The organism is Micromonospora sp. NPDC005413, from assembly GCF_040606435.1.
Taxonomy (GTDB): Bacteria; Actinomycetota; Actinomycetes; order Mycobacteriales; family Micromonosporaceae; genus Micromonospora.
In genome coordinates, this window is the sequence record NZ_JBEXEV010000026.1 from 59,709 (window position 1) to 80,740 (window position 21,032).

18 protein-coding genes, 1 tRNA gene and 1 pseudogene are annotated in these 21,032 nt (G+C 71.0%); 7 read left to right on the forward strand and 13 right to left on the reverse strand.

The features are described from left to right. Position 1 precedes the first annotated feature (1 nt). Both ABZS37_RS23670 and ABZS37_RS23675 read right to left on the reverse strand, forming a co-directional pair. Entirely contained in the window at positions 2-1,216 is a 1,215-nt protein-coding gene (locus ABZS37_RS23670) for a hypothetical protein (RefSeq protein ID WP_355172231.1), read from the reverse strand. Further along, positions 1,213-2,154 (reverse strand): transporter substrate-binding domain-containing protein, encoded by a 942-nt coding sequence (locus ABZS37_RS23675; protein WP_355172233.1) that lies wholly within the window; start codon positions 2,152-2,154, stop codon positions 1,213-1,215. The genes ABZS37_RS23670 and ABZS37_RS23675 overlap by 4 nt, the downstream gene beginning before the upstream one ends. A gap of 168 nt (positions 2,155-2,322) precedes the next feature. Here ABZS37_RS23675 and ABZS37_RS23680 point away from each other — a divergent pair, with 168 nt between their 5' ends. After that, positions 2,323-2,664: a hypothetical protein gene (locus tag ABZS37_RS23680; protein WP_355172235.1), complete on the forward strand. Its 342-nt coding sequence runs from the start codon at positions 2,323-2,325 to the stop codon at positions 2,662-2,664. On the opposite strand, the gene ABZS37_RS23685 is transcribed toward ABZS37_RS23680, so the two are convergent. The 7 genes from ABZS37_RS23685 to ABZS37_RS23715 all read right to left on the reverse strand — a co-directional run bounded on the left by ABZS37_RS23685 (position 2,651) and on the right by ABZS37_RS23715 (position 10,561). After that, on the reverse strand, positions 2,651-4,147 hold the full coding sequence (locus ABZS37_RS23685; protein ID WP_355172237.1) for a serine/threonine-protein kinase: 1,497 nt from the start codon (positions 4,145-4,147) through the stop codon (positions 2,651-2,653). The genes ABZS37_RS23680 and ABZS37_RS23685 overlap by 14 nt on opposite strands. A 30-nt stretch (positions 4,148-4,177) precedes the next feature. Beyond that, positions 4,178-4,681: a hypothetical protein gene (locus ABZS37_RS23690; protein WP_355172239.1), complete on the reverse strand. Its 504-nt coding sequence runs from the start codon at positions 4,679-4,681 to the stop codon at positions 4,178-4,180. A 122-nt stretch (positions 4,682-4,803) separates the two neighbouring features. Further along, positions 4,804-8,463 carry an adenylate/guanylate cyclase domain-containing protein gene (locus ABZS37_RS23695; RefSeq protein ID WP_355172241.1) on the reverse strand — a complete coding sequence of 1,220 codons (3,660 nt, stop codon included), beginning with the start codon at positions 8,461-8,463 and terminating at the stop codon, positions 4,804-4,806. Next, positions 8,460-9,296, reverse strand: coding sequence for an MBL fold metallo-hydrolase (locus ABZS37_RS23700; protein ID WP_355172243.1), 837 nt, complete (start codon positions 9,294-9,296; stop codon positions 8,460-8,462). Before ABZS37_RS23700 ends, ABZS37_RS23695 begins: the two co-directional genes overlap by 4 nt. A 124-nt stretch (positions 9,297-9,420) precedes the next feature. Then, on the reverse strand, positions 9,421-9,882 hold the full coding sequence (locus ABZS37_RS23705) for a RidA family protein (RefSeq protein WP_354994625.1): 462 nt from the start codon (positions 9,880-9,882) through the stop codon (positions 9,421-9,423). Further along, a complete protein-coding gene (locus ABZS37_RS23710) occupies positions 9,879-10,034 on the reverse strand; it encodes a DUF4177 domain-containing protein (protein WP_007466198.1) in 156 nt (51 codons plus the stop codon). The genes ABZS37_RS23705 and ABZS37_RS23710 overlap by 4 nt, the downstream gene beginning before the upstream one ends. 44 nt (positions 10,035-10,078) lie before the next feature. Beyond that, positions 10,079-10,561 (reverse strand): hypothetical protein, encoded by a 483-nt coding sequence (locus tag ABZS37_RS23715; protein WP_355172245.1) that lies wholly within the window; start codon positions 10,559-10,561, stop codon positions 10,079-10,081. Between the two features lie 646 nt (positions 10,562-11,207). On the opposite strand from ABZS37_RS23715, the gene ABZS37_RS23720 reads away from it, so the two are divergent. The 3 genes from ABZS37_RS23720 to ABZS37_RS23730 are packed head-to-tail and all read left to right on the forward strand — an operon-like array spanning position 11,208 to position 13,911. Then, positions 11,208-11,702 (forward strand): hypothetical protein, encoded by a 495-nt coding sequence (locus ABZS37_RS23720; protein ID WP_355172308.1) that lies wholly within the window; start codon positions 11,208-11,210, stop codon positions 11,700-11,702. A 26-nt stretch (positions 11,703-11,728) separates the two neighbouring features. Then, positions 11,729-12,706, forward strand: a complete 978-nt coding sequence (locus ABZS37_RS23725) for an ArsA-related P-loop ATPase (protein ID WP_355172247.1) — start codon at positions 11,729-11,731, stop codon at positions 12,704-12,706. A gap of 56 nt (positions 12,707-12,762) precedes the next feature. After that, positions 12,763-13,911, forward strand: a complete 1,149-nt coding sequence (locus ABZS37_RS23730) for an ArsA-related P-loop ATPase (protein WP_355172249.1) — start codon at positions 12,763-12,765, stop codon at positions 13,909-13,911. A 6-nt stretch (positions 13,912-13,917) separates the two neighbouring features. Here the strand turns inward: ABZS37_RS23730 and ABZS37_RS23735 are convergent, their stop codons facing one another. Further along, positions 13,918-14,238, reverse strand: coding sequence for a WhiB family transcriptional regulator (locus ABZS37_RS23735; protein WP_355172251.1), 321 nt, complete (start codon positions 14,236-14,238; stop codon positions 13,918-13,920). A 407-nt stretch (positions 14,239-14,645) separates the two neighbouring features. On the opposite strand from ABZS37_RS23735, the gene ABZS37_RS23740 reads away from it, so the two are divergent. Beyond that, positions 14,646-17,081 carry a transglycosylase domain-containing protein gene (locus tag ABZS37_RS23740; protein ID WP_355172253.1) on the forward strand — a complete coding sequence of 812 codons (2,436 nt, stop codon included), beginning with the start codon at positions 14,646-14,648 and terminating at the stop codon, positions 17,079-17,081. A 152-nt stretch (positions 17,082-17,233) separates the two neighbouring features. Here ABZS37_RS23740 and ABZS37_RS23745 read toward each other — a convergent pair whose 3' ends face one another. After that, a complete protein-coding gene (locus ABZS37_RS23745; protein WP_355172255.1) occupies positions 17,234-17,689 on the reverse strand; it encodes a GatB/YqeY domain-containing protein in 456 nt (151 codons plus the stop codon). Positions 17,690-17,714: 25 nt separating this feature from the next. On the opposite strand from ABZS37_RS23745, the gene ABZS37_RS23750 reads away from it, so the two are divergent. Then, positions 17,715-18,608 carry a metallophosphoesterase gene (locus tag ABZS37_RS23750; RefSeq protein WP_355172257.1) on the forward strand — a complete coding sequence of 298 codons (894 nt, stop codon included), beginning with the start codon at positions 17,715-17,717 and terminating at the stop codon, positions 18,606-18,608. Positions 18,609-18,803: 195 nt separating this feature from the next. After that, positions 18,804-18,880: transfer RNA gene (locus ABZS37_RS23755), tRNA-Pro, on the forward strand. A 120-nt stretch (positions 18,881-19,000) separates the two neighbouring features. On the opposite strand, the pseudogene ABZS37_RS23760 reads toward ABZS37_RS23755, so the two are convergent. Together ABZS37_RS23760 and ABZS37_RS23765 are read right to left on the reverse strand one after the other, a co-directional pair. After that, positions 19,001-20,514: pseudogene (locus tag ABZS37_RS23760) on the reverse strand (LacI family DNA-binding transcriptional regulator). A gap of 66 nt (positions 20,515-20,580) precedes the next feature. After that, positions 20,581-20,940, reverse strand: coding sequence for a helix-turn-helix domain-containing protein (locus ABZS37_RS23765; RefSeq protein ID WP_355172259.1), 360 nt, complete (start codon positions 20,938-20,940; stop codon positions 20,581-20,583). Positions 20,941-21,032: the final 92 nt, after the last annotated feature.

Sequence of the window (21,032 nt, forward strand, 5' to 3'; positions counted from 1 at the left end):
GTCAGGCTGGGGTGCGACAGGCGGCATCGATGCGGTGGACCGGGCGGACCCGGCGGCCCATCCCCTCCAGCAGCGAATCCTCGATGTGGAAGTCGTGGATGCGCAACCGGTGCCGGGGCAGCTCCTCCTCGCTCGGGCAGAGCACCTGCGCGCGGACCAGGTCGACCGGCACGTACCGCACACCGCCCCGTTCCTGCAGGATCGCCATGTTGACGTCGTCGGTGGTGACCACGTGTCCGCGTACGTCCTCGGTGGGTCCGTTCTCCGGGCCCACCGTGGTGACGGTCAGCGGCAGCACCGGTGTGCTGATCACCGGCACCGCGGCCCAGACCAGCGTGACCAGCACCGCCACCTCGGTCACCGACGCCAGCGGCCGGATCACCACGCCCGGCAGCGGCCCCGCGATGAAGAGGGCCAGCAGCGGCGGCACCACGAGCAGCACCAGCACCAGCCGCTCACCTCCCTGCGCCACCGCGTCGCGCAGCGTGGGCAGCACCAGCCAGCCGTACCCGGCGAGCAGCGCCACGATCACCAGCAGCCGTGGCACCGCCCGTTCGTGCAGCCGCCCGGGGCGGAGCTGGAACGCGGCCACGAACGCTGGCAACAGCAGCGGAAGGTAGAGCAGCGGCCAGGTGATCAGGGCGAGCAGGAAGCTGGCCAGCACCACCCAGGCGGGGGTGATGTCGGCCCAGCGGGCGAAGAGCGGACGACGACGGGTGCCCGGCGGCAGACGGTCCGCGCTGACGGCCAGCACCGCGCCGAGCGCGAAGACGGCGATCATGCCGGTCGAGAGCAGCCGGGCCGCCGTGGTCAGGAAACCAGCGAGCAGGTTGACCGGCCCGACGTTCGCCACCAGCAGCAGCGTGGTCTGAAGCTCGCCGCCCGCCTCCACCCCGAGGCGGAGCACCGAGAAGATCGCCGGTACGCCCACCACGGCGGTCCAGAACGACTGGCTGGCGCGGGCGCGCCGCTCCGCCGGGTCCCATCGGACCCGCCCGGGCTCGACGTCGGCGACGACCGGCTCGGCGGGTTCGGCGACCGGCACTCCCGCCGGCCAGCCGAGGCCAGCCGGCGCACCAGCGGTCGAACCGTCGGCGGCCGGCGAGGGTGCGGCCGTACCGTCGATTGTCGGCGAGACGGCGGCGTCGTCCGGCACGGACGAGCGGGGTGGCGGGACCGGGCCGTCGCCGCCGGTGGCGGTCGGCGCCGTGCTCACTTCGAGGGCGCCTTGTCGTCGAAGTCGACCAGCTTCGGCACCTCCAGCGGCTGCGGCTGGCGCTTCTCGGCCATCAGCCAGGGGCCCAGGGTCCGGTTGTACGCGGTCTGCCAGGGGGTCGCCTGCCCGTCCCGCCCCTGCTGGTAGCTCTTCTGCAGGAAGAACGCGACCAGGTCGCGCAGTGCCGGGTCACCGATCGGCACGCCGATGCCCAGCAACTCACTGGTGCCGAACGGCATGTCGACGATCTCGAACTCCTTCGGGTGACGGGCCAGGAAGCCCGCGAGGATCGTCTCGTCGGAGCTGACCGCGTCGTAGCGACCCGCCCGGATGCCGGCGACGCAATCGCCAACGGTCTTCACGATCAGCGCCCTGACCTGGTGACTTTCCAGTTCGGCCTCGCTGGTGGAGCCGCCGCTGGTGCAGATCTTGTAGTCCGGGTTACGGAGGTCCTCAATGGTGCCGATCTTGCCCTTCAGCCGCGTCGGCACCGTCACCTCCTGGGTGGTGACGAAGTACGGCCCGGCGAAGCTCACCACCTCCTTGCGCTTCTCGGTCATGGAGAAGCTGGACACCACGAGGTCCACCGTGCCGCCCTGCAGCGCCGGGATCCGCTCCTCGGTGGCCACCGGAACGAACTCCACCCGCTGGTCCCCCTCGTAGCCGAGGGAGGCGGCGACGTATCGGGCGATCTCGACGTCGAAACCGATGTGCTGGCCGTTCCGCAACTCGCCCATGAGCGGCTCGTTCGTGGCGACACCGATCCGCAGCGTCGACTGGCCGTAGATATGTGTCTCGCGCATCTTCTCCTGCACCGACGACAGGTCCGGCTCCTTGCGACTGTCACAGCCGGCGGCGGCGGCCAGGGTGAGGCTGAGGGCGACCGCCAGTGTCGTCGCGACCGAGCGGAGCCTGGACTGCGAACTGCCTGAGTTCATGGGCGACCTCGCTGCCGGAAGAGCCTGCGGGACACCGAGAGTAGCGGCTTCCGTCCAATCCGTGTGGACGCCGCCAACCATGTCAGGCGGGTCGCGAGGATCGACACCGATCGGCACTGCCGTCGGTTCTGCGGTTGACAGCCGGCCACGTCACGACATGCTGGACGGGTGAGTCAATTGTCCAGACCCGATGCGCGGACGGTGGCGGTGGTCGCGGCGCTGGGAGCCCTAGCGCTGCTGGTCACAATGGCCGTCTGGCGCCGCCAGGATCTCCTCGGCGTGGTCCTCGCGCTACTGTGCGTGCTGCTGACCATGGTGGCCGGCGTCGCCGTCTCCGCCGCCCGTCAGGGCGACGAGCCGGAGCAAGCGGACCGCTCGGGGACCGTCGGGCCGCCCGAGCTGATGCCGTACGGGATCGACGCGGACACCCTGGAAGCCCTGGACAGCCGGGACGCGTTGCGTGCGGTGCGTGATCGGCGGCGCGGGTCGAACGGGCTCAGCGGCCGGTGAGGGTGGGCGCGATGAGCGCGTCCACGCCCCGCCCAGCCAGGCACCGGTAGGTCCGGTCGATGCTGCCGTCGACCGGCGGTAGCACCTCCAGGTGCCAGCCGGTCGGCTCGCCGATCCCGGTGGTCAACCGGAACGTCGTGGCGCTGCACACCTGCCGCACCGCCTGAGCGGCGATCACCTCGTCGTAGGTGGCGCCGACCAGCGACACCGGCAGGATGCCCTCGGCGTACGTCTCCCAGGTATGTCGGCCAACGCAGGACAGTCGGGCCGCCTCGGCGCGGCTGCCGCGGATCCGCACCGGGCCGAAGCACTCCAGCTCGGGCAGGCACCGGGCACCCTCAGGCAGGGCGGTGGGCGCACCGGTGCCGGTCGCGCAGCCGGGCAGCAGCCCGGTCGCCGGTGCGGCGACCTGGGTGACCGTCGGGTTCGGGGCGGGCGGCGGTGCCCGGTCGGCGACCCAGGCACCGGCGGTGGCGGAGGCGGCGAGCGCGAGCACCCCGGCGCCGCCGAGGAACCAGCGCCGCCAGCGCCGGCCACCGGGGGCCGTCTGCTGGGTGTCCTCGATGGGTGGGCGGGCCACCGGCTGACTGGGCGCGTACGGGCCGGAGAGGGTGGCGCCACCGCTGACCGGGGCGCCGCTGACCGGGGCCGACGGCGAGCCGAGTGGCAGGCTGGAGAGCAGGTCGTGCAGTTCCAGGGCGGAGGGACGCTCGGCGGGGTCGTTGGTCATACCGGCGCGCAGTACGTCGATCAGCTCGTCCGGCACGCCGGGCAGGGCGGGGAGCGGCTGGTTGAACATCTCCAGCACGGTGACCAGGCTGGGGTTGCGCTCGGACTGCCAGCGGGGAGGCCGACCGTGCATCACCGCGTAGAGGGTGGCGCAGAGCGCGTACACGTCGACGGCCGGCGACGGCGGGCTGTGGCTGAACATCTCCGGCGGCGCGTACGCCGGGGTGAGCACCTCCAGGGTGACCGAGGCGTCGCGGTGCTCGGCGAGCACGGCCAGCCCGAAGTCGGCGAGCACCGCCGAGTTGAAGGGCGAGTAGAGGATGTTGGCCGGCTTCACGTCCCGGTGCAGCACCCCGGCCGCGTGCGAGTGGGCCAGCGCGTCAGCGATCTTGATGCCGAGGTCACGAGCCTCGACCGGGCCCAGCGGCGAGGTGCGCATCCGTTCGGCGTACGAGCCGTCGCAGAGTTCCATGATCAGGTAGGGGTGCTGGTCGACGGTGACTCCGACGTCGAAGAGGTCCACCACGTGCGGGTGCGACGACATCCGGCCGGCCGCCCGCGCCTCGCGCAGGAAACGGGCCTGATCGCGCTCGCTGTCCAGCGTCCGGTTCTCCACCTTGACGGCGACCTCGCGGCCCACCGAGATCTGGGTGGCCTGGTAGACGGTCGCGTACCCGCCCCGGGCAAAGACCCGTAAATCGGTCAGACCGGGCACAATCGGCACCGGCAGGCGGCCGGTCGGGGTGTCGGTCACCGCTCGAAAATACCCAACCCGGCCGGTGGCTCAGCGCACCGCGTCCGCCGGAGCGGCACCAGCCGGACCGGTACCCTCCTCAGCGACCGCGGCCGCCTCGGCAGCATCGAGCGTTGCGACTTCACCGGCCGGCACGCCCCTGCGGGCATCCAGGCGCAGGCCGACGGCGGTGGCCAGGGCACCCAGCCCTTCCCAGGCCGCCACCCCGAAGAACCCGTCGGGAGCGATGTCGGACAACACGGCGATGGTGAACACGGTGAACGTGACCAGCCGGAAGACCACGGTGAACCGGTAGAACGTCCGCCACTCGGTGACCGTGGCGAGCAGGTAGTAGACGCCCATGTTGAACGCCGCCATCGAGGACGCCAGCAGGAACGTGCCGGTGTGATCACCAACGGCACGCGTCGCCGGCACCTCCAACCCGAGCATGCGCAGCTGCGCCTCCGGCCAGAGCAGCCCGACCGCGCCCATCACCAGCGCCAACACGCCGAAGACCGCGATGGTCCAGCCCGCGATGGAACGCGGCAGCTTCATGAAGGGCCTCCCCAGGCACGGCGACGGTTACCACTGTGGACCGGCACACGGTGGTGACACGCTAGCCGCTCACCCCGACCACCACATCCCCGAAACCGGCAGAAACCTGCCGGCCACCGCGGCTAGGCGAGGGCTGCGAGGCGGGCGCGCAGGGCGTCAGCGGCGGCACGTTCGCTGCGCTGCTCGGTCGCGTACGCCAGGCGGACCGCCTCCTCCGCGCAGGACAGCGCCTCCGTCGGGCGACCGCAGGCGGCCAGCGCCTCGGCCAGCACGCTGGCCGCGATCACCTGGCTGCGCACGTCCTCGGCCGGCGCGGTGACCGCCCGCCGGGCCCAGTCCAACGCCTGATCCCGCTGACCGTGGGCGAGCAGCGCCGACGCGTACTGGGCCATCGTCTGGCGGCGGGAGAAGAGCAGCGAGGGTGCGTTCGCGGCGGCCGTGGCCACCGGGGCGAGCAGCCCGACCGCGGTCGCCGAGTCACCGGCCGCCAGTCGGGCCGTGGCCAGCAGCACCCGGGGTGCCACCTGCGCCGGGGCCTGCGGGTTGTGCGGCTCCACGGCGGTCAGCACCGCGCGGGCGACCTGCTCGGCCGTCTCCCAGTCGCCCATGTCCAACGCGACGAAGCCGCGCAGCGTGCCGGCCATCCCGGTGAGCAGCGGGTGCGAGGTGCGCTCGGCGTACGCCAGGGCGTCGGTGAGCAGGTCCGCCGCGTGCTCCGGCTCGCCCAGCCCGCGCGCCACCACCGCCCTGACCACCAGCGCGAACCCGCGCCCCCAGTCGTCGGAGGCAGCGGCGAACTCCCGGTACGCCCTCCGGGCCTCCCGGTCCGCCTCGGCCAGGTCACCCAGCTCGGCGGTCGCGAACGCCGCCACCGCGCGCAGCGTGCCCACCGCCCACGCCTCACCGACCCGCTCGCCGAAGGGCAGGAACACCTGCGCCATTCGACACGCCTCGCGCAGTCGGCCAGCGAGCAGCCGGGCGAACGCCGTCGTGCCGCGCAACCAGGCCCGCCCGTACGGGTCCTTCAGCTCGGCGAAGAGCCGGGCGGCCCGGCCGAGCACCGCGTCGGTGCCGGCGAAGTCACCCCGGGTGGTGGTCACCCAGGCCAGGTTCTGCAGGGACCAGGCCTGCCCGCGCCGGTCCTGCGCGCCGAGGCTGACCTGGTACGCGGCAGCCAACCGACTGCTCGCCTGACTCAGCCGCCCGGCCACGAAGTCGGCCATGCCGAGCCGGCGCATCGCCGTGGCGCGCTGTGTGGACAGCCCGCCCGCCGTGGCCACCTGCAACGCCTCCTGCCAGGCGGTCACCGCGCGGCCCTGATCGCCGAGGGTCTCCTGGGCCTGCCCCGCCAGCAGCAGGGCGCTGACCCGGGTGGCCTCGTCCCCCGCGTTCGCGGAGATCTTCTCGGCGTACGCCAGGGCGTCGGTGACCCGGCCGACCTGGAGCAGCGCCCGCGCGTGCACCACCCGATCGGCCGCCGGCACCCCGTCGCGAGCCAGTTCGGTGGCACGCTCGGTGTACTCGACGGCCAGCGCCGGCTCACCGGCGGACAGCGACCGGCGGGCAGCCCGGCCGAGCGCGGCGACGCCGAGCGGGACCACCGTCCGGGCCGGCGCGTCCGGGCGCAGCTTCACCGCGTCGGCGAGCGTGGCGGCCCGCTCGACGTGCGTCGCCACGAAGTCGTCCCGGGCCTCGTCGGTGAACCCACCCGGCGATCCGGGTGCGGCCTCGTCCGTCGGCGCCGCCCAGCGGGCCAACGCGGCGTGCCGCTCGGCCAGCTCCGCCTTGCTCACCCCGGCGTACGCGGCTTCCCGCATCAGTGGGGTCGCGAACGAGTAGCCGGTACGGGAGCGGTGCAGCATTCGGCGTTGCAGCAGTTCCTCGACAGCCCGGTCGAGCTCCACGGCGATCACCGCGGACGGTCGGCCATCGCGGCCGGAGCGCTGCTCGCGCATCGCCTCCAGGGCACCGGTCGGCACCGCGTCACCGATCACCGCGGCGTCGCGCAGCACCGAACGGGCGTCCGGCGGCAGCGCGTCGATGCGGGCGGCGAGCACGGCGGCGAGGTCCCGGGAGAGCAGCCGGCTGCCCAGCGAACCGGGCACCAACCGCCAGCCGGCCGCCGCGCTCTGGTCCCGCTCGCCGGATCCGGGCCGCTCCCCCGCGGCGTGGACACCGCGCGCTGACTCCGCGGCACGGACACCGCGCGCTGATTCGGTGAGCGCTCCGCGCTCGATGAGCAGGGTGACCAACTCGGCCAGGTAGAACGGGTTGCCCTGTGCGGTGGCGAGCAGCCGGTCCGTGTCGGCCTGCGGCAGCTTGCCGCCACCGAGGTAGGTGGTGAGCAGCCGCGCCGCGTCCGCACCGCGCAGCGGCGGCAGGGAGTGCACCTCGGCGTCCGCGACCCGGGTCAGCGCGCCGGCGGTACGGACCAGCTCGGGGCGGCCGAGCAGCAGCACCAGCACCGGGCCGGTGAGCCTGGACAGGGCCAATCCGAGGGCACTGATCGTCTCGGCGGTGGCGTCGTGCAGGTCGTCCACGACGATCACCAACGGCGCCTCCGAGGCGAGCCCGCTGAGCAGGTCGGCGACCGCGTTCGGCACCGCCTCGGCGTCAGCGGCCGGGGTGCCCGACCCGCCCCACTCGCCGGTGTCGGTGCCGCCGTGCGCCGGGAGTTCGGCGTAGCCGAGCAGGGCGAGCAACTGTTCGGTGGCGATCGGCGCGGTCTCACCGCCGGAGCGGGCGAGCCGCTGCCCGAGCCGCCGCAGCCTCTCCTCCACCGCCGGTCGGGTCAGTGCGGTGGCGGCGTCACTGGGCAGGCCGACGGCGGCACGCACCAGGTCGGCCAGGGGCGCGAGCCGACGCCGCTCACCGAACGCGGCACAGCGCACCGAGAGGACCCGGGCACCCGTGTGCGCCGCGTACCGGCCGGCGCCCACGTCGTACCCGGCGGCGAGGCGCTCCACCTCGGCGGCGAACCGGGACTTGCCGATGCCCGCCTCGGCGGTCATCAGCAGCACCCTCGGGTCACCCTGGTCGATCACCTCGGCGAGCCGGCCGGCGACCCGGCCGATCTCCGTCTCCCGGCCCACGTACGGCGCCTCGTCGCCGAGCCCCGAACGGGTGCCCGGCGCGTCCAGCAGACCCAGCAGCTCATACGCCTCGACCGGCTCACGCTTGCCCTTGAGCCGCAGCGGGCGCAGCGTCCGCCAGGAGGACACGTGCCGGGTGGCGGCGGCGGTGCGCCCGCCGGCGTAGACCGCGCCGACCGCGGCGGCGTCGGCCAGCCGGGCGGCGGTGTTCACCGTGTCGCCGATGACCGTGTACTCGATGGCGGCCTGGATGCCCGCGATGACGTCGCCGGTGTTCAGCCCGACCCGCAGCCCGAGCGGCGCGCCGCCGCCCCGCTCGTCGTCGAGCACCCGGCGGACGGCCCGTTGCATGGACAGGGCGGCCCGGACCGCTCGTTCGGCGTCGTCCTCGTGCGCCACCGGGGCGCCGAAGACCGCCATGATCCCGTCACCAGTCAGCTTGTCGACGTGACCGCCGAAGGTCTTCACCGCGCCGGCGAGGGCGGCGAGCACCCGGTCGGTGACCGCGCCGACGCGTTCCGGGTCGAGATCCTCCGACCAGGAGGTGAACTCGGAGAGGTCACCGAAGAGGACGGTGACCACCCGACGCTCGGCCGCCGGCAACGTCGCGGCGGCCGGCAGCGCGGCACCGCAGTTGTGGCAGAACCGCGCGCCGGGAACGGCGACGGTTCCACACACGGGGCAGGTCACATGTGCTCCAACCCACTGACCCCGGGCACTGATTCCCCGGTGTCGACACCCAGGTACTCCAGTTGGGCACGGACCGACCATTCGGCTGCCCACCAGAGCGAGCGGTCCACGTCCGCGTAGACCGCCGCCACCACGTCGGCGGGCGTATGGGCGCCGGAGGCGACCGCCGCGCGGACCTGGTCGAGCCGGGCCCGGCGGTGGGCGAGGTAGAAGTCGGCGGCGGCACCGCAGTCGGCCAGCGCCGGGCCGTGCCCGGGCAGCGCCCGGATCCCCGGGTACGCGGACAGCAGCTCCAGGCTGCTCAGGTAGTCACCGAGGTGCCCGTCGGGGTGGGCGACCACGGTGGTGCCCCGTCCGAGGATGGTGTCACCGGTGAGCACCACCCGCTCGTCGCCGTGCTCGACCAGGAAGCAGATCGAGTCGGCGGTGTGCCCTGGCGTGTCCAACAGGCGGATCTCCAGGCCGAAGCCGCCGAAGTGCTCACCCGGTGCGGTCAGCGGCTCGGCACCGACGCTGTGCGCCGGGTCCACGGCGCGTACCGGAACGCCGCCGAGAAGCTCACTCAACCGTGCGGAGCCCTCGGTGTGGTCGTGGTGCCCGTGGGTGATCAGGATCAGCCCGACGGGGCCATGCTCGGCGATCCGGGTCAGGTGCCCCTCGTCCGCCGGCCCCGGGTCGACCACGACGCCGTACTCGGCTGTCGGGGCGCGCAGCACCCAGGTGTTGGTGCCGTCGAGGGTCATCGGCCCCGGGTTCGGCGCACGCAGCAGTGTCACCCAGGTCGGCAGCTCGTCGGCGAGCGCCGCCGCCGGCGCCGTCACGTGCCCGCTCATGGCTGCGATCGTACGACCCCGCCCGCCACACCCCACGATCTTGCATGTGCGGTCCCTAATTCATCCCCGTTCAGGGCTTTTCATCCGGGCCGGAGGTGCAAGATCGCGGGGCGGTGGCGACGTGTCAGGCGACCTCGACGATCAGTTCGATCTCCACCGGCGCGTCGAGGGGCAGCTCGGCCACCCCTACGGCGCTGCGGGCGTGACGGCCGGCCTCGCCGAAGACGGTGCCCAGGAGGTCGGAGGCACCGTTGATCACCGCGGGCTGACCGGTGAAGCCGGGCGCGGACGCCACGAAACCGGTCACCTTGACCACCTTGACCACGTTCTCCAGGCCGACCAGCGAGTCGACCGCGGCCAGCGCGTTGAGCGCGCACCGCTGGGCCAGGTCCTTCGCCTGCTCGGCGGAGATCCCGGCGCCGACCTTGCCGGTCGCGAGCAGCTTGCCCTCAGCGATCGGCAACTGGCCGGAGACGTACACGTGCTGCCCGGACTGCACGGCCGGGACGTAGCTGGCCACCGGCGGCACGACCTCGGGCAGTTCGAGACCCAGCTCGGCGAGTTTCGCGTGCGGACCGTTGCTCACGCCTTGGGTCGCTTCAGGTAGGCGACCAGTTGATCCGGGTTCGGCCCGGGGACCACGGCGACGAGCTCCCACCCGTCCTCGCCCCAGTTGTCGAGGATCTGCTTGGTCGCGTGGACCAGCAGCGGGACCGTGGAGTATTCCCACTTCTGCATCGCTGAAGGGCTCCCTCTCGGTGCGGAATTGTTCGAGGGACAGCCTACGGTCCGCTGGCCGGGCGAGACGCGGGACGCTGCTCCGGCGCGGCCGGCAGCTCTCCGCAGGCCCCTTCGTGCTCGTACCCCTGAGGGCAGCGGGACCGATCGGGCAGCAACAGATCGCAGAAGACCCGGTGCCGGTTGTTCTGGTCGTCGGCGTTGGACACGGTGGTCTCGCCGGCATCCAGCTCGGGCAGGAAACTCAGGGACACCGCCACCCGGCCGGCCAGCACGGTCGCTGCCGTCAGGTTCGGCACCCGGATCGGCAGGTGGATGACGAAGCCCGGCTCGTCGTCGTCGCGGGCCCGCTCGGCGGGGCGGCTCGGCACCCGAACGCCCACCGGCGGCTCCGGCATCCGGCGGTACGACCGTTCGTTGACTGGCTTGCCGCCGACCTGCCCGCCGGCCTCGACCATGGACCCGGGCTGGCGCGGCCGGTCGTTGGTCGGGAACGGGGTGCGAGGGATGTTGTCCGCGTCGCGCATGCACTGCCTCCGGTCGTACCTCTCGGATCACGCTTCCGGTCCGGACCCATTCGTCCGTTCCGGCCCCCGCACCGGGACGAACGTAGGTCCGTGGCCGCAGTCCCGCCAATAGGACGCGCACATACGGTCATGTCCAGTCACATATGCGACAGATTGCAAGGGGGAGGAACGACGTCGCGGCGGGCGCGGGAGCCTCCAGCCAGATCGACGGGCCGCCTGGCACGGCAGGGGCGACACCGATCCGGTCATCGACCGCTACCCTTCCGGTCGGACGGTCGCGCAGCGCCCGTCCGCCCGCTCGATCACGCTCGACGCCAGGGGTGGCGGCGGGCGCCGCACCCCCGGGGGAAAGACGATGACCCAACCGCCCAGCGGCGACCAGGCCGGCCCACCCGCCCTCCCGCCGGCCCACCCGGATCCCGCGGGCCAGCCCGGAGCTCTGGCCATCCCCGGCCAGCCGGACCCCAGGCCGTCCAGGCCGCTCGCTCTCCCCGCACCGCCCGCCCCGGCGGCACTCCCCGCCCACCCGGCCGTCCCCACCCCGACCTTCCCCGGACAGTTCGGCGGTGCCGGCCAGCCGGACGGACCGGGCGGCTCCACGTCAGCCACGGCACCGACGCAGCCGGGCACCCAGGACCCCTCGGCGATCCCGCCGCCCCCGGCGGGTTACCCGCCCTACCAGGGCACCGTCAAGCCGAAGAAGAAGCGCGGGCTGCTGATCGCGGCGATCGCGCTGGTCGTGATCATGGTGCTCTGCGTGGGCGGCGGCGCGGTGGCGTTCCTGACCCTGCGCAACGTTGAGGACGGCGAGGGCGCCAAGGAGCCGGCGGTCGCCGTCGACGAGTTCCTCACCGCGGTCTACAAGGATCGCGACGCGGCCAAGGCGACCAGCCGCGTCTGCGCCGCCTCCCGCGACGACGAGAAGATCGCCGCGAAGGTGGCCGAGGTGGAGAAGTACGCCTCCGAGTACCAGAACCCGCGCTTCCGGTGGACCACCCCGAAGGTGGACAACCAGACCGGAGACAGGGCCACCGTCTCCACCCGGGTCACCATGACCACCTCCGACGAGCGGGTGGCCGACCAGGACCTGCGCTTCACAGTGGTGCAGAAGACAGGTTGGTGGGTCTGCGAGGTCGCGTGACCGCCAACCCTGGATAGGCTCGACGGGTGCGTGCAGCTGAGCGGCCGTCCGACCCGGCCGGTACCGGATGGTCGGCCCGTCTCCACGTCGTGACCGGAAAGGGCGGCACCGGCAAGACCAGCGTCGCGGCAGCGCTGGCGCTGGCGCTGGCAGCCGGCGGCCGGCGCACGCTGCTGCTGGAGGTCGAGGGGCGCCAAGGCATCGCCCAGCTCTTCGGCATCGACCCGCTGCCGTACGAGGAGCGACACCTCGCCGACGCCCCGGGCGGCGGTGAGGTGCGGGCGCTGGCGGTGGACGCCGAGGAGGCGCTGCTCGAGTACCTCGACATGTTCTACAAACTGGGCGCGGCGGGCCGGGCGTTGCGCAAGCTCGGCGCCATCGACTTCGCCACCACGATCGCCCCCGGCCTGCGCGACGTGCTGCTCACCGGCAAGGCGAAGGAGGCCACGACCCGCACCTCGGGGCAGCGGCGCGTCTACGACGCGGTGGTGCTGGACGCCCCGCCGACCGGGCGGATCGGTCGGTTCCTCAACGTCACGGCCGAGACGGCCCGGCTGGCCAAGGTGGGCCCGATCAAGACCCAGAGCGAGGGGGTCGCCGCATTGTTGCGCTCCCCGATCACCGCGGTGCACGTGGTCACGCTGCTGGAGGAGATGCCCGTGCAGGAGACGGTGGACGCGATCGCCGACCTGACCTCGCTCGGCTTCGGCATCGGGAAGGTGATCGTCAACGGCATTCGACCCCCGCTGCCCGCCGGCCGGGCGGTCACCGCGGCCGAGCTGAAGCGCGGGCTGGTCGCCGCCGGGCTGCCGGCCGATCGGGACACCGTGGCCGGGTTGCACGACGAGGCGCGTGACCAGCTCATCCGGCGCGAGCTGGAAGATTCGCTCCGGGCCGACCTGGTGGAGCTGGGGCTGCCGATGATCGAGCTGCCCTTGTTGCCCGACGGGGTCGACCGGGTGGGGCTCGCGACACTGGCTCAGGCCCTCGTCCGGGCCGATTGACTCACACCTGAGCTCTGCGCGGGCGCTGGACCCACCCGGCCCGATACGCTCGATTGGTGCCTTCCGAAGACGCGGCGCCGCAGCTGGACGTCGACCAGATCCTCGCCGACCCGGGCGTGCGGATCATCGTGTGCTGCGGTGCCGGCGGGGTCGGCAAGACGACCACGGCTGCGGCGCTGGCGCTGCGGGCCGCCGAGCAGCACGGCCGGCGCACGGTGGTGCTCACCATCGACCCGGCCCGCCGGCTGGCCCAGTCGCTCGGCCTGACGGAGCTGGACAACACTCCACGCCAGGTCAAGGGGATCGACGTCGAGGCCAGCGGCGGCGAGCTGCACGCCATGATGCTGGACATGAAGCGCACCTTCGACGACGTGGTGCTTCAGCACACCGATCCGACGAAGGCAGCGGAGATCTTTGCGAACCCGTTCTACCAGGCGATGAGCTCGACCTTCGCCGGCACGCAGGAATACATGGCGATGGAGAAGCTGGGCCAGCTGCACGCCCGTGGCGAATGGGACCTGATCGTGGTGGACACACCACCGTCCCGCTCGGCACTGGATTTCCTGGACGCGCCGGCCCGACTCTCCCGTTTCCTCGACGGCCGGATGCTGCGGCTGCTGCTGGCCCCCGCGCGTAGCGGCGGGCGGAGCATGTTCAGCCTGGTCACGGCCTCGTTCGGGATGTTCTCGAAGGTGGTGCAGAAGGTGCTCGGCGCACAACTGCTCACCGATCTGTCCGGCTTCGTGGCCGCACTGGATTCGATGTTCGGCGGTTTTCGGCAGCGGGCCGAGCAGACGTACCGCATCCTTCAGGCGCGGGAGACGGCCTTCCTGCTGGTGGCGGCACCGGAGCCGGACGCGGTCCGGGAGGCCGCCTACTTCGCGGGCCGCCTGCGGGACGAGCGGATGCCACTGGCCGGTCTGGTGCTCAACCGGGTGCACCGACCCGCGGTGCCGCAGCTGGACGCCGAGCGGAGCCGGGTCGCCGCCGAGCGGCTGACCGAGCTGGGTGGGCATGAGGCCACCGCCGACGTGCTGCGGGCGCACGCGGCGCTGGCCCGTCAGGCGGTACGCGAGCAGCAGGTCGCCGCGCGGTTCACCGAGGCGTTCCCGGCGGTGCCGGCGGTGTCGGTAACGGCGCAGCCCGCCGACGTGCACGACGTCGACGGGCTACGGACGATCGGCGCGGCGATCAGCCGGTCGTGACCGGCGTCAGTTGACCGCGCTGACGAGGATCTTGTCCTTGCCGGCCTTGTCCTTGCTGTTCTTCTTCATCGCGGCCTCGAACATCTTGCGCCAGCTCGTCACCTGCGGGTGACGACGCAGCAGTGCCCGCCGTTCGCGTTCGGTCATGCCGCCCCACACACCGAACTCGATCCGGTTGTCCAGCGCGTCGGCCAGGCACTCGTACCGAACTGGGCAGCTCCGGCAGATCCGCTTCGCCACGTTCTGTTCGGCGCCCTGTACGAACAACGCGTCCGGGTCCCCGTTCTGACATGCCGCCAGCGTCGGCCAGTCAGTGATCATGCCCATGTGTACACGTCCCCCCTTGCAGTACCTACCGACCTCGTCGATGCACGCCAGCCGGCAATTCCCCCCGATCGCCCGGCCCGCCTTCCCCAAGGCGGCGCGGACGACATGTGGCGCTGTCGCCGCCCCCATCATGCTCTGTAGTCGACTGATTACGCAACGTTGTCGGCTAAATCCATCATTCCGGACACTCCCGGCTTCCCGGGCCTTCGCCCGCCGGTTACCCCGCCGAGGTCAGCGATAACGCTGCGCCGCCTCCTTGAATCGGAGGAGACTCACGCCAGGTCACACGCAACCAAGCACGGGGGGTCGTGCGTTTAGCACAACGAGGGCAGCGCGCGCAGGAAATGGGGAAAGAACGCCCCAGCGCCCCTCGTTCCCTACTCGCGTACCCTGCTGAGGTGACCTGGATGCGGAAACGTGACCACAATGTGCTGACCAACGCCGCATCGCTACTCGTGTGTGGCCTGTTGGCCGGCGTGGTGGTCGCTGCGGCGGCCTTCCCCGCAGTGGCGATGTCCGGCTTGGCCGCCAAGGCCGGCGCCGAGACATTCGGTGCCCTGCCCACGGAGCTGACGGTGGCCCGCGCGCCGCAGATCAGCTACCTACTGGCGTCGGACGGCAAGACACCGCTCGCGACGATGTACGACGAGAACCGACGCGACGTGAAGCTCGCCGACATCTCGCCGTTCATGCAGAAGGCCATCATCGCGGCCGAGGACCATGACTTCTACAAGCACAACGGCGTCGACATCAACGGTGTCGCCCGCGCGTTCGTGAACAACCAGAGCGAGGGCTCCGGGCGCCAGGGTGCCTCGACGCTGACCATGCAGTACGTCCGGCTGGCCATCGCCTACTCGGCCACCCACCCGGCCGACGTGGTCGCGGCGACCGAGGACACCAGCGCCCGCAAGCTCCGCGAGATGCGGCTGGCTCTCCAGGTCGACAAGGAATTCTCCAAGGACGAGATCCTCACCCGCTACCTCAACCTCGCCTCGTTCGGCAACGGCGCGTACGGCATCTTCGCCGCCAGCCAGGTCTACTTCGGTAAGCCGCCGAGCAAGCTCAAGATCGAGGAAGCGGCGCTGCTGGCCGGCATGGTCAAGGCACCGACGACGAACGACCCGACCACCAAGGCCGGATACCCGCTCGCCCTGGACCGGCGCGACTACGTCATCCAGAACATGGTCGACATCAAGGCCATCACCCAGCAGGAGGCCGACGCCGCCAAGGCGACCAAGCTGGTAGTGAAGGACAAGCGCACCCCGAACGGCTGCGTCGCCGCCAACGTCAACAGTTGGGGCTTCTTCTGCGACTACTTCTACCGCTGGTGGATGCAGCAGGAGACCTTCGGCTCGACCACGTACGACCGGGAGCGGCGACTGAAGAGCGGCGGCTACACCGTCGTGACCTCGATCGACGTCCAGGCGCAGAAGGGCGCGGACGCGGCGGTCCGCAGGGCCAAGAAAGAGACCAGCAAGGAAGCCGCCATGGTCGCGGTGGTCGAGCCAGGCACCGGCCGGGTCCGGGCCCTCGCGGTCAACCGGCAGTTCAAACTGGACGACCCGAAGAACCCGAAGAACAAGATCTCCAGCGATCCCGCGAAGAGCAGGAAGGGCATCCGGGGCAACTACCCGGCGACGGTCAACCCGCTACTCACCGGCGGCGACGGCATCACCGGATACCAGGCCGGCTCGACCTTCAAGATCTTCACCATCGTGGCGGCGCTGGAGAAGGGCCTTCCGCTCAGCTACACGATCAACGCACCGCAGCAGTTCAAGTCGGAGTACATCGTCGAGCAGGGCAGCGACGCCGCCTGCCCGGGCACCAACAAGTACTGCCCGACCAACTCCGGCCTGAAGGCCGGTGGTGTGCAGAACATGTGGTCCGCGTTCTCCCAGTCGGTCAACACCTACTTCGTCCCGCTCCAGCAGCAGGTGGGCGCGGAGAACGTGGTCGACGCCGCCAAGCGGCTCGGCATCAACTTCCGGGTCAGCAAGGAAAATGAGTGGGCCAACAACAAGGCGGCGGCCCACGACTGGGGAGCGTTCACCCTCGGTGTCTCGGCGGTCACCCCGCTTGACCTGGCCAACGCGTACGCCACGCTCGCCGCGGACGGCAAGTACTGCGAGCCGATCCCGGTGCAGGAAATCCGGGACCCGGAAGGCAACAAGCTGGACATCGCCAACCCGCGCTGTGAGAAGCGGTTCAGCACCGAGGTGGCCCGAGCCGCCGTGGACGCCGCCCGGTGCCCGGTCGGCGACAACTCCAGCACCACCAAGTGCGGTGGCAGCCGCACCGCCGCCGCGGTGAAGGGCGCCGTCGACGCGCCGGTGGCTGGCAAGTCCGGCACCACCGACTCGGAGAAGACCGCCGCCCTGGTCGCGATGACCAAGCAGTACGCGGTGGCCGGCATCATGGCCGACCCGGACTGGCCGCAGACCAACGTCAAGATGAAGCACAAGGAGAAGGACGGCATCAACCCGCCGGTGTACGAGACACTGCGGGACGCCATGAAGGGCAAACCGCGGATCGGTTTCGAGCCGCCGGGCCAGAAGATCTCCGAGGGTGACCAGCGCAGCATCCCCGACGTGAAGTGTGTGTCGGTGGATCAGGCGAAGTCCCGGCTCAAGGGCGCAGGCTTCGAGCCAGTCGTCTCCGACGCGAGGGTGGCCTCGGCGTGCCCGGCCGGCACCGCCGCCGGCACCACCCCGGACGGGCGCACGATCAAGGGCGGCCTGGTCACCATCCAGGTCAGCAGCGGTGGCGGCAGCACGCCGGGCACTCCGGGGCAGCCCGGCAACCCGCCCGGCCGACCCGGTGGCGGCGGCCGCCCGGGCGGCTGAGCAGACGAGTAGGACACAACGGGCGGGCACCCTCTCCGGGTGCCCGCCCGTTCGTCTGTCCCTTCGTCTGTCCGGACTACCGGCCGGCCACGGCTACCGCCGCAGATTCAGGGCCGACGATCACCGCACCCGCAGATCCGGGTGACTGTGGGTCAGAGGCCGAGCTGCCGGCGTACCTCGGCGGCCACCCGACCACCCTCGGCCTGGCCCGCCACCGCGGCCTGGGCCGCCTTCATCGCCGGGCCCATCTGCGCCTTTCCGGTGAAGCCGCCCGCGGCGAGCGCCCCCGACACCAGCTCGGTCAGCTCGGCCTCCGAGAGCTGCTTGGGCAGGTAGCGGTCCAACACCTCGCCCTCGGCGGTCTCCTTCGCGGCCTGCTCGGCGCGGCCAGCGTCGCCAAAGGCCGTGGCCGCCTCCCGGCGCTTCTTGGCTTCCTTGGTCAGCACCGCGAGCACCTCGTCATCGGTGAGCTCGCGCTTGGCCTTGCCAGCGACCTCGGCGGTGCCGACGGCGGCCAGGGCCATCCGCAGCGTGGAGGTGGTCAGCTCGTCGCGCGCCTTGAGCGCGGAACGCATGTCGGCAGTGAGGCGGTCCTTCAGCGTGCTCATGGACGGTCAAACTACCCTGAACGCCATGCGAAAGCGCACACTATTCCGGCTTGCCGCCGGAACCGCCACGGTCGGCGCGGCCACGCTCGCGTACGCGTCGCTCATCGAGCGCAACATGTTCACCCTGCGGCGGTACGACGTACCGATGCTGCCGGCCGACGCGGAGCCGCTGCGCGTGCTGCACCTGTCGGACCTGCACATGATGCCCGACCAGGCGCGCAAGCAGCGCTGGGTGGCGTCACTGGCCGCTCTCGACCCCGATCTTGTGGTGGTGACCGGCGACAACATGGCGCACCCGGGCGCGGTACCCGGAGTGCTGCGGGCCCTGCAACCGCTGCTGGACTACCCGGGCGCGTTCGTGTTCGGCTCCAACGACTACACCGGGCCGGTGTTGAAGAATCCGTTCACCTACTTCCTGCCCGACCGGGAGTACACCGAGGGCGTCGAGCTGCCCTACGAGGAGCTGCGCCAGGTGTTCACCGGCGCCGGCTGGATAGACCTCAACAACGCCCGGACCACGCTGAAGGCCGGCGGTCGGCAACTCGACCTGGTCGGCGTGGACGACCCCCACATCGACCGGGACGACTACCCCGCCGTGGCTGGCACGGTCTCGTCCTCCGCCGACCTGTCCATCGCGTTGGCGCACTCCCCCGAGCCACGGGTGCTCGACCAGATGGCCGCGGACGGCTTCGGGCTGCTGCTGGCCGGGCACACCCACGGCGGTCAGGTCTGCGTGCCGGGCTTCGGGGCGCTGGTTACCAACTGCGGTCTGCCCCGCTCGATGGCGCGCGGTCTGCACCGCTGGCCGGGCTCGGACTCCTGGCTGCACGTCTCCGCCGGCCTCGGCACCCACCCGACCGCTCCAATCCGCTTCGCCTGCCCCCCGGAGGCCAGCATCCTCACCCTCATCCCCCGCTGACCCCGCTCAGCGCCCCCGCGCGGCGCCCCCGCTTCAAGATCCGCGCAACTTCATGGAAATAGGGGTCTCAGCGCGCTGCGAAGCCACTACATCCCTGAAGTTGTGCGGATCTTGGCTGCTCCGGACTGGGCCCGGCCGGCGGGGGTACCGAGTTTGACCATCGGGGCGGGTGGGCTACTATTTGTCGGCACGCCTCGGGGTGTGGCGCAGCTTGGTAGCGCGCTTCGTTCGGGACGAAGAGGTCGTCGGTTCGAATCCGGCCACCCCGACCAGAGGTAAGGCCAGTTCAGGGCCGGTTTCCCACAAAGGAGACCGGCCCTGAACTGTCTCCCGAGAGTGGCCGTGGGAGAATTCTGGGAGAAAATCTTGGAGAACGCGTCTCCCAGGGACCTCTAGGCAGGCACCTTCAACAGCCGGTCGAGCGCGCCCACAGGTGAGCCGGGCGACATCTCTCGGCGGGCAGCAAGCGACGCTTCCCACAGGTCAGTGAGCGCGACCACGAGGCGTTGCCGCATGTCCTGCGTGACGTGCGAATAGCGAGCCTGCACCGAACCATCCTCGTGCCCCATCCGGTCATCCATCAGCTTCGAAGGGATGCCCGCGCCGACCATGACCGTCTTGTGCGTGTGCCGAAGTCCGTGCGGCGTCAGACCGGGCGCGATCGGCAGCCAACACGATTCGGCTCGTGCGGCACCGTTCCGGCCACGCGCGGGCACACCTGGCCATGGGTCAGCCAGCAGCGGCACCGGTCGCGCCTCCTGCGGGGCTTTCTTCGGATACCAGCCAGTGGCCGACGGGTGGAAAAGCCACGTAGCAAAGCTGTTGCGTCGCCAATGAGCCGCAAGCTCTCCCGACGATCCAGCGCCACGGACGTATCCGAGGTCTTCGGCCGCAGCCAGCACCTTGACGCGCGTCGCCTCCCGCACGACCTCTGAGTGATTCATGGCCGCAGAGGCGGTACCGGTCGATACGCCCGCGCGACGGGCTACGTCGACCAGCCTCGGCCCTGGTCGTTGTGCCGCCCCATTGGCGGCCCGATAGCCGCCAAGACATATTTGAGTCCGTGGCAAGAGCACGGCTTAGGTTGCGTACTCGCGATGTGATCGGACACTAGCCCGAATAGCCACGGCGGCAGATCGATCGTACGGTGGGAGTCATCCTTAGGCGGGCAGCGGTGCAGTTCGCCGGTGTCGAGTTCGTATAGCTGCCACTCCACTCTCAGACTGGTCGAACGCACGTACTGTGTCTCCAGCCCGACCAGTTCGCCCCACCGAATTCCCGTGTACCCCTTGAGCACAACGGCCGTGAATTCGTCGTCGCGACCAGACAAGAGCGCAGCGCGCTCGGCAAGTAGCAAGATGCCAAGCGGGTCCGTGACGGCTTTCTCCGGGCCACGGTTCCGTGAACGGCCTGCGCGCTTACCTCGTCCACGGCGGCGGGTGGCGGGGTTGGAATCTCGTAGTCCCTCTTCGACGGCGTCGGCAAGGATGAGGTGGAGGGTGGCGCGCCATGTCTTGATACTCGACTCGGCATAGCCGAGAGCCCTTTCCTTCTTTTCCCAAGCGGCCACATCCGTGGCTGTCATGTCGGCAATCGCCGCGTGCTCGAAAGCGGGCAGCAGATGTTCTTCGATGTGCCGCCTGTAGTTCTGCAACGTCGATGCGGCCAGGTCCTGAGCGGCGTACCACCCGCTGACGTACTGCCCGAAGGTAATCCGGGTCGCCGCAGGGTCGCGAACGCGGCCGGCGCGTACCTTGGCTTCCTCGTCGTTGGCGGCACGTTCGGCCTCACGCTTGGTGCGGAAGCGGACGGTTCCGCCGGTCGTGTCACTGACGGTGCCGTAGCTGCCGGACGTTGTTTTGTAACGGCCGCGCCAGTAGTTCCCACGATTCTCGGCGTATCCCAAACCGGTCACCTCTCCCATAAAAGAGTGCCGCCCGGCAGAGAGGCCGGGCGGCACGGAACGGATTGCCTAGGCAGCGATAGGTGGTTGCGCGGCCACGGAACGCGTGCGGCGGGGCGGTCGCGCCTTGAGTTGGACCGTCGAATCAGTGTTTCTTGCACGACTACGGCGCGGGGCGGGAGTCGTGCGGTTTCCCGATAGCGGATCGACAGCAGGTCGGCGTTCGAACAGTCGGACAATCTCCGCCACGTGCTCGTCAGTAAACCGGTAGCTCCCTCCGATCCAGCTATAGGGGATTCGATCGTTCCGGGCCTGATCTTTTACCCACCACTCAGAACAGCGGAGGATTTTGGCGACCTCGGCGGGGCGGTACAGCGTTCCCGGGGAACCGGGCTTTTCTTGATGAAGCTTTGGGGTGTCCGGCTTCACGCGCGAGCCTCCTCAGTGGTGAGTTGTGGGTCGTGGGCGGCTGAGACGCACCGTGAGGGCTTTCCGGTCGACTTGGGTCGGATGTGGAGGGA